The 8,552-nt window shown below is 52.9% G+C and carries 7 protein-coding genes; 3 read left to right on the top strand and 4 right to left on the bottom strand.

Translation table 11 applies throughout. The features are described from left to right. The first annotated feature begins 193 nt into the window (after window positions 1-193). The 3 genes from K2I50_RS00825 (at window position 194) to spt (ending at window position 4,407) form a co-directional block, all read left to right on the top strand. Window positions 194-1,930, top strand: a complete 1,737-nt coding sequence (locus K2I50_RS00825) for an ArnT family glycosyltransferase (RefSeq protein ID WP_301024356.1) — start codon at window positions 194-196, stop codon at window positions 1,928-1,930. 177 nt (window positions 1,931-2,107) lie between these two features. Beyond that, entirely contained in the window at window positions 2,108-3,097 is a 990-nt protein-coding gene (locus K2I50_RS00820; RefSeq protein WP_301024355.1) for a YitT family protein, read from the top strand. A gap of 122 nt (window positions 3,098-3,219) precedes the next feature. Further along, complete coding sequence (spt, locus tag K2I50_RS00815) at window positions 3,220-4,407, top strand: serine palmitoyltransferase (protein WP_301024354.1); 1,188 nt, start codon at window positions 3,220-3,222, stop codon at window positions 4,405-4,407. Between the two features lie 97 nt (window positions 4,408-4,504). On the opposite strand, the gene K2I50_RS00810 is transcribed toward spt, so the two are convergent. The 4 genes from K2I50_RS00810 to K2I50_RS00795 all read right to left on the bottom strand — a co-directional run. After that, on the bottom strand, window positions 4,505-5,728 hold the full coding sequence (locus K2I50_RS00810; RefSeq protein ID WP_301024353.1) for an ABC transporter permease: 1,224 nt from the start codon (window positions 5,726-5,728) through the stop codon (window positions 4,505-4,507). Window positions 5,729-5,735: 7 nt separating this feature from the next. Further along, complete coding sequence (locus K2I50_RS00805; protein WP_301024352.1) at window positions 5,736-6,887, bottom strand: ABC transporter permease; 1,152 nt, start codon at window positions 6,885-6,887, stop codon at window positions 5,736-5,738. A 101-nt stretch (window positions 6,888-6,988) separates the two neighbouring features. Further along, window positions 6,989-8,008 carry an HlyD family secretion protein gene (locus tag K2I50_RS00800; RefSeq protein ID WP_301024351.1) on the bottom strand — a complete coding sequence of 340 codons (1,020 nt, stop codon included), beginning with the start codon at window positions 8,006-8,008 and terminating at the stop codon, window positions 6,989-6,991. Window positions 8,009-8,069: 61 nt separating this feature from the next. Then, window positions 8,070-8,552: TolC family protein (locus tag K2I50_RS00795; protein ID WP_301024350.1), on the bottom strand; the 483-nt coding region annotated here is incomplete at its 5' end.

Genomic DNA, 8,552 nt, shown 5'->3' with positions numbered 1-8,552 from the left:
AAATAAATGCAAAAATATATCAACGATATTAAACAAATTACCTCCGGTCGGTCAATCGCCGGCATCTTTCCGCCTGCGCCTCGGTCGTTATGGAACCCCATAACTCCCTCATCACAAGCGAAAATATGCTCGACGATTGACCGCCCTGTCGGTAACATTTATTATTAAACAAGCTCTAAGCTCTAACTCACACATGAAGCGCGAGACACTCCTGCCGCCATATGCCGAATCCTTATGGCTGCGCCATTCAACACTGATAGTCATCCTTGAAGCCGCCATTCTTCTGTTGCCATTCCTGGGAATGGCCCTTTTTCATTCGAAGGGCGAGCCACGCGAGGCGATAGTAGCGGTATCCATGCTTCAGACCGGCGACTGGATACTCCCTGTAAGCAACGGTGATGTAATCCCCTACAAGCCGCCTCTGCTGGCATGGTGCATAGCGCTTCTCGCACAGCTTTTCGGCGGTCAGGTCACGGAATATATATCGCGTATGCCTTCGGCGCTCGCGCTGATAGCGCTTACGGTGTGGACATTCCGTTTCTATGTCGACAACGGAGCGCAACGCGGGAGAGCAATGGCTTGTGCTACCATACTTCTCACTTCGTTTGAGGTGTACCGTGCCGGCATGGCCTGCCGCGTGGATATGCTTCTTACGTTCTTTATGGTTGGCGCGCTGTTTACCTTATATAATTACTGGAAACGCGGCATGCAAGGATTTCCTGTGGCGCCGGTGCTCATGATGTCGGGAGCCATGCTTTCGAAAGGGCCGGTCGGAGTGTTGCTCCCATGTGCCGTGGCCGGACTGTTCATGCTTGTAAGGGGAGTATATTTCTGGCGTGTCGTTTACAAACTTCTTGGAATCGCCGTCGCTTCGTGTGTGATTCCGATGATATGGTATGTAGGAGCCTACGCCCGAGGCGGGGAGGAATTCCTGCGCCTTGCCCTTGAGGAGAATTTCGGACGCCTTACGGGCACTATGAGCTATGCCTCCCACGAGAATCCTGTATGGTACAATTTTCAGACCGTCCTTCTGGGGATGCTCCCATATACTCTGCTCGTACTGTTCAGCATGCTTTCTCTTCATCGTATTAAGGTGTGGACCCGCATCCATGTATATGTACAGGGATGGTGGAGGCGTTTCCGTGCGCTTGAGCCTGCCGAATGCTTTACGATAGTATGTTTTGTGGTGATATTCGTGTTCTACTGCATACCCAAGAGCAAGCGCAGTGTTTACCTTCTGCCCGTATATCCGTTCTTGGCATGGTGGGTGGCCGGCTACGGACTGCATCTTGTGAAGGCCGGCAGCCGGGCCATATCGGCATTTATGTGGACTATCTGTCTGACGGCGATTACCGCTTATGTGGCCTATGTCGTGGTGCAGTGCGGATGGTTCCCCTACAGTCTGCTCCACGGACGCCACGCTCTTGAGCAGGCCATGATGGTGACATCGCTATATAACAGCGGGGGAGTGGTGCAATGGGTGTGCGTGTCGCTGTCGGCCGTAATGGCTGCCGTGACATTGCTTCTGTGGCGCGGACCTAAGAAGCTGTCGTTTCCCGCGACGCTGACTACCATATGGCTTCTCTATATAGCTTTCGGCGGCACATATCAGCCAGGCATCATCAATGCCAAGAGCGACAGGATGATTGCGGAGGCCGCTGCCAAGGAGCAGCCCGAGGGTCCGATATACGCCCATGTGTCGACCGATATGCTTCGCTTTTTTACAGCCGATTTCTATACATCCGACCGTGTGAGGCCGTTTGAACTTGACAATCCTGAGTCGGGTGTGATGCTTATCGGGGTGGAGGATGGCCGGAAGTGGCTGCCGGAGCATTCCGATAAGTATGAGTTCCAGTTGCTGAAGCATTTCAGAAGGCGCAGTTGCGATGTGCGTCAGGAAGTGCTGTTGCTGCGTTTTCAGGCAAAATAATTTGATGAAACTGTTTGCCGAAAACCTGGATTGACGTAATTTTGCAGGTCAAAAAATCTGCCCAGCGACTGACCGCCCTGGCGGTGACGTTTATTATTCAACAAGCTCTAAACAAGCTATTATTATTCAACAAGTTCTAACAATAGAAAAGTCATGTTGTCGAGAGAGAAATTATGGATGTCTTATAAGGACTACGTGATAATCATATTCGGTCTGGCCTGTTATGCTTTCGGCTTCTCTGCATTCGTGTTGCCTGAAAAGATTGTAATCGGCGGTCTTGTCGGCATCGGTTCTCTGGTATATTTCCTTGGCGGAATACCTGTGGCCCTTACTTCGTATGTGCTCAATCTGCTGCTTCTTGCCATGGCCTACAGAGTGGTAGGCAAGCAATTTGTGTTGCGTACGGTATTCAGCGCCACTGTGCTCAACGGTCTGATAGGTATATTGCAGCCTCTGTTTCCCGAGCCGCTGATAGCTCAGCAGACATTTATGAACATTATTATCGGCGGAGCTCTGTGTGGAGTAGGCGTAGGTCTGGTATTCTCCCACAACGGAAGTACCGGCGGCACGGATATCGTCGCCGCCATGGTGTCGAAACACAATGACGTGTCGATAGGGCGTATGATGATATACTGCGATTTCCTCATCATCTCGTCGTCATTCCTGGTATTCCATCAGATTGACAAGGTGGTGTATGGTCTCATAGTGACATTTCTTGCGTCGTACATGGCCGATCTTGTCATTAACTCCAACCGTCAGACGGTGCAGTTTATCATCATATCGAAACATTGGCGCGAGATTGCCGACGCTATCAACAACAATGCCCACCGCGGGTGTACTGTGCTCGACGGTATGGGCTGGTACAGCAAGGAGGCCGTGAAGGTGCTTCTGGTGATGTGTCGCAAGTATGAGTCCGTCAACATATTCCGTATCGCGCGCTCAATCGACCACAACGCATTCATCACCCAGGCCAATGTCAACGGTGTCTATGGCGAGGGATTCGATGCTGTGAAGATGCGTATAAAGAGCACACGCTCGGGCATGGCCAAGGAGATACTTCCGGGCACATCCGAGGGCGGGACTGTCGCAGAAGTTGAGAGACAGGGAGATATAACAGCTGCAAGTGTGAAAAAAAGTGAAGAGGGGACGCTCAATTCCAAATTTTAGTTATCTTTGCAGCCTGCAAAATTCAGAGTGGCGGCGCAGTGCTGCTGTCGCCTCTGTGCCTGATTTTAAACCTAATGAATATTCTGACGTAGCAGAACAGATATAATTCACCGTAACGAAATATGAAGCTCTTACAATCCAAGCTGGCCAAATATACAGAGCCGCAGAAAGCGAAAGCCCTCGGGGTATACCCTTATTTCCGTGCCATCGAATCAGAGCAGGATCCTGAAGTCATCATGGATGGCAAGAAGGTGCTGATGTTCGGTAGCAATTGCTACAGCGGCCTTGTAAATCATCCCAAGGTAAAGGAGGCTGCCATAGAGGCCATCAGAAAATATGGTACCGGATGTGCCGGCTCGCCCTTCCTCAACGGTACGCTTGATCTTCACAAGAAACTCGAACAGCGTATCGCCGAATATATAGGCAAGGAGGATGTAATGATATACTCTACCGGATTTGAGGTAAATCTGGGTGTAGTGTCGACCCTTACAGGCCGTGAGGACTATGTGATTTTTGACGAGCAGGACCATGCGTCGATTATCGACGGACGCCGCCTGTCGTACTCCCACGCCTTGAAGTACAAGCACAACGACATGCAGTCGCTCGAGCAGCAGCTCAAGAAGTGTGATCCCGACAAGGTCAAGCTGATTGTGAGCGACAGTGTGTTCTCTATGGAGGGCGACGTTGCCAACCTTCCTGAGATGGTGAAGCTGGCAAAGCAGTACAATGCAAGCGTGATGATCGACGAGGCCCACGGTATCGGAGTATTCGGCAAGGGTGGCCGCGGTGTGGTAAACCACTATGGCCTTACCGACGATGTCGACCTGATTATGGGTACATTCTCCAAGTCATTTGCATCGCTGGGCGGATTTATCGCTACCGACAAGGAGATAACCAACTTCCTGCGCCACCACTCGCGTTCATACATCTTCACCGCGAGCATCACTCCCGCCTCGACAGCTGCCGCATTGGCTGCAATCGACCTTATGGAGCAGGAACCGGAACGCCAGGAAAATCTCTGGAAACTTACCCACTATGCTCTCGACGGTTTCCGCAACATGGGCATCGAAATCGGCAACACATCTACTCCGATTATCCCTCTGTTCGTGCGCGACAACTACAAGACATTCGCCATCACCCGCGACCTTCTTGAAGAGGGTATCTTTGTAAATCCTGTGGTTTCTCCCGCTGTGGCTCCCCACGACACTCTCATCCGCTTCTCGCTGATGGCCACACACACTATGGAGCAGGTTACTACCGCACTTGAGAAGATTCAGAAGGTGTTCCGCGCCAACGGCATCATCGACTGATGCACCCTCCCGGTAACATATTCAGATAATAATATATTAAGCGCTGTATGGTCAGGATAGACGATACAGCGCTTAATTTCAGAATGCGACAGCAATGTCAGGGCACGCATGGGAGCCGGAAATGGCGGCGGTCGTAGCTGCGGGCCCATCGCTCGGTAAAGCAGGCTATGATGAAGTAGGCGACTGTGAGTACCCACAGCATGCCATACTGTGTCGACATGTCGGCAAGTGTGGCTCCATTGGCGTTGATGCCGACAAATCCCTCGACACCCCATGTGGCCGGGATGAATCCGGAGATAATGCTCCACAGGGGATTCATGGCGGTGCGGGGCCATGTGAGTCCCGACAGGAACAGGAAAAATACGGAGGTAAACACAAATACCGGGAAACAGCTCTCACGCTCTGATATCATGACCGACAGAATCTGTCCGAGGAATATCGAGGCCAGCAGCATCGGGGCCATGAAAAGCAGATAGTCGGCCGGGGCGCCTATGTGGGGCAGGCTGAACATTACAGGGATGTAATGGAGTATATACACGGTAAGCGGCATGTATATGGTAAACACGGCAAGAGCCCTTCCGAGTATTGACGCCGACATCGGCCCTGCGATTTCCTGAGGGTCTATGCCGCCGTTCACGCGCCGGCGCTCACGCGAGCCTCCGGCAAGCATCATTATGCCGAGCATGGCACTTTGCTGAAGGATGAGCACTACGAGTCCGACCATGATGAAGGATGCGAATCCTTGCGTTGGGTCGCCGAGGAAGAATGACTGTGTGTCGACACCCTTTACCGATTCCTGTGGCGCGGTTACGAATGCGGCCGGAGTGCGGTCGAGAGCCTCGGCACGTATGTCGGCGCCGAGCTGTAGCTGCAGGTCGGTCATCGCAAAGAGTATGCTGCGATATCGCAGCAGCAGGCTCATATCGGTGTAGAGGGGTAGTACCGCCTGCTCGCTGCGTCCGATTTTACGCGCGTAGTCCTCCGGAATAACCAGTATGGAGTATACCTTACGCTCCTTGGCCCACTCTCTGGCCTCCTGAAGCGACGACGCATAGCCCGCCACGCCGATATATTGTGTGGCGTCAATCATGCGTACGAGCTCGCGGGACTCGGCCGTGCGACTGTTGTCGACGACAGCCATAGGCAGGTCGGTGACAACCTCAGGATTGTATATAAGAGTGTAAGTGATCGGATAGAGCACCGGCAGAGCTATGAAAAACAGCATTACCCCTTTGTCGCCCCATATAAGCCTGTAGCCGTTGAGGAGCGAGCGGTAAAGTGTCGTCCACCATTGTCTGATATGTGAGAATATGCGTGGCATGTATGTGTCAGGGTATATATACTGGATGATATGCGTAGCGGCGCAGTTTCCATAGCATGGTAAACGGCAGCGCGAGGAATACAACGAGGCCTACAAACTCCCAGCGGCAGTAGTACAACTCATAGCCGTTGAGCGCGGTGTTGATGTATATAAGGAAGTAGTAGCGGATAGGCAGGATATATGAGAATATGCCTACGCCTCCGTACATCTGCTCTACGGGGAAGGAGAATCCGGCTATCGAGAACGAGAGTATGCCGATAAGCGAGAGTATCGACAGCGCAAACCTCAGATTGGGTATTATCGAGCATATGGTCAGCGCGAATGCCTGGCTTGCGGCGATAAAGAGCAGCATGGCGGCTACCATTCCGAGAATGCTGCCATTGAGGGGGAAATGGCAGAACCCGTAGAGTATGCCGAGGATGGCCATCCCTACGGTGGCGAATATCAGGTATTGCGGAATCAGTTTGCCGAGGCAGGCTTTTATTATCGAGCCGCCGGCATCCTGTATCCAGCGTATCGAACTTCCGCGTTTGATTTCCTGAAGGAATGAGAAGGCTGTTATCTGAAATATTATGAGCTGGAGAGCGCAGGGGATAAACGAGTTGCTGAGATATATCGAGTAGTTGGTCCAGGGATTGCCATATGGATGTACCTGAGTTACCACCGGTTGTATCATGTTGCGTATCATTCCTTCGTCAACTCCCGCACTTACCAGCGATGTCACCATGATGCCGCCGGTGGTTGTGACCGCAGTCTGCTTGAACGATTTGAACGACAGGGACCCCGGCACGTAGTAGGCAAGATTGACATAGTAGGTGATGGTGGTTTCTTTTCCGCTTACGGCATCACGCTCAAAGTTGGCCGGAATCATGAAGAAACCGTATATTTTGCCTTTGCGCAGCAGCTCCATCGCGTCGTGGTATGTCTCCGGAGAGTAGACCACGTCGACAAGTTCGTTGGCGGCGAGGTTGCGTGCGGTGCGGCGCGAGGTTGTGGTGTGGTCAAGGTCGACGATGGCGGTAGGGAGCTGCAACGGCAGTCCCTCACTCATCAGGTCGATTAGAAACCACGCCGTAACCATCGGCACCACTACCATCACAATCAGGTAGATAGGCCTGCTTACCAGTTGGCGGAAACCGTTGATAATGGCTTTGCGCATAGCTTAGTGCTATTAATGTAGATTATTGGTTGGAGATTGATATAACCACGGGATGAATCGGGGCGAAGTCGAGGCTGACATCGTAGTGCCTACCCGATACATCAGTTGGGCTTGTGCCATATCACAGTCATGCCCGGGCGCAGGTCGTCGACCGGCTCGTTGGGACGCACTTTTACCTGGAATGTGCGGGAGTCCCACTCTCCGGTGGCTTTTGTAGCGCGCCAGGCAGCGTAGTCGCCCATGTCGCGCACGTAGTATACAGTGCCTTTCACTTTCTTGTCGAGCGAGGGTATCTCAAGTTCGATTTCAGTGCCCATGGTCAGCTTGCCGAGCAGTTGCTCGCGTACATTGAATGTGACCCATTTGTCCTGAATCTTAAGCAGGCTCATGATGGGAGTGCCGAGCGCCACCAGCTCGCTTTCGTGGGGATATATGACATCGATTTCACCGTCGTAGGGGGCCGTCAAGTACTGGTCCTGGAGGAGGGCCTGGACTTCCATCACCCCTCCGGCAGCGGCATCGACCATAGCCTGGGAGCTCTCCTTGTCCTGTTTCTGAGCACCCTCCTTGGCCATCTGGTACTGGCTTCGGGCAGCGCTTTCGCCGGCTTTGGCCGCCTCGAATGCTGCTTTTGCCTCGTCGCGGCGCTGCTCGCTTACCACATCCTGCTTATAGAGATTCTCCATGCGGGTGTAGGTCTTTTCGGTGATATTCCGTGCGGCGAGAGCCTGCTGCCACAGGTCGTATGCGCTCTGGATAATCTGGGAGCGTGTGCCGGCGTCAATCTTGCGGTTCTGGGCCGCGGCGGCATTTTTTACGGCCTCGGCCTGATACATCTTTGCGTCGGCGAGCGAGCTGTGGATATGCACGAGTGTGTCGCCGGCTTTCACTTTCTGCCCCTCTTCGACGTATATTTCCATTACGCGTCCGGGTAGTTTTCCGGATATGCGGATTGAGGTGGCTTCGGCCTGTCCTTCAAGTACATCTGACGAGGGCTTCAGGAACAGGAATCCGATGAGGGCCACCAGTGCGGTGACTATGACCACTATGACGAGTGATCCTACGAGCTTGTTGTCGCGCTCCTGTTTGACCGGTGTCGGGGTTGAATCGTTGGTTGCCATATGTGTATATGCGATGAAGTTATTAGAGCTTGTTTAATAATAAATATTACCGTCAGTGCGGTCAATCGTGGGGATATTCGAGAGTGCCGAGCACCTTTGACAGGTACACTCGGCAGAGGTATACATCGATTTCGGCATCGATATTCTCGGAGTTGGCTTTGAGCCAGGCAGTCTGTGCCTCCATTACATTGTCGGTAGTCTGCACACCCGCCTTGAATCCGAGTTGAGCCTGGCGCAGGTTTTCGTCGGCCTGGCGCAGATTGGCGCGGGTCATGTCGTAGGTCTTCATGGCCTCGCGTGTCTTGTAGGCGGCTTGGCTTACCTGGAGGTCGACCATCTCTTTTGCGTCCTCGAGGCGCAGGCGCATTATGTTGGCCTGGGTGCGGGCGGCGCGGTATTTGTTGTAATTGCCACCCCAGTGCCACAGCGGTATGCGTATCACACCGCCGATATGCCATGAGCCGCCGAATTTTTTCTCGAAGCCGTCGTTCATGTTGGGGGGGCTTACCGTATATGAGCCGATGAGCGCTGCCGTGGGCAGCAT

Origin of the sequence: Muribaculum sp., assembly GCF_029051885.1 — a bacterium.
In the GTDB taxonomy this organism is placed as follows: domain Bacteria; phylum Bacteroidota; class Bacteroidia; order Bacteroidales; family Muribaculaceae; genus Muribaculum.
Note: the sequence above shows the minus strand (reverse complement) of the source record. Positions and strands in the feature narration are given on the sequence as shown.

Coding starts and splice junctions, on each gene's coding strand:
- K2I50_RS00805 (WP_301024352.1), bottom strand. CDS start 6,887: ATGCGCAAAGCCATTATCAACGGTTTCCGCCAACTGGTAAGCAGGCCT.
- K2I50_RS00800 (WP_301024351.1), bottom strand. CDS start 8,008: ATGGCAACCAACGATTCAACCCCGACACCGGTCAAACAGGAGCGCGAC.
- K2I50_RS00820 (WP_301024355.1), top strand. CDS start 2,108: ATGTCTTATAAGGACTACGTGATAATCATATTCGGTCTGGCCTGTTAT.
- K2I50_RS00825 (WP_301024356.1), top strand. CDS start 194: ATGAAGCGCGAGACACTCCTGCCGCCATATGCCGAATCCTTATGGCTG.
- K2I50_RS00810 (WP_301024353.1), bottom strand. CDS start 5,728: ATGCCACGCATATTCTCACATATCAGACAATGGTGGACGACACTTTAC.
- spt (WP_301024354.1), top strand. CDS start 3,220: ATGAAGCTCTTACAATCCAAGCTGGCCAAATATACAGAGCCGCAGAAA.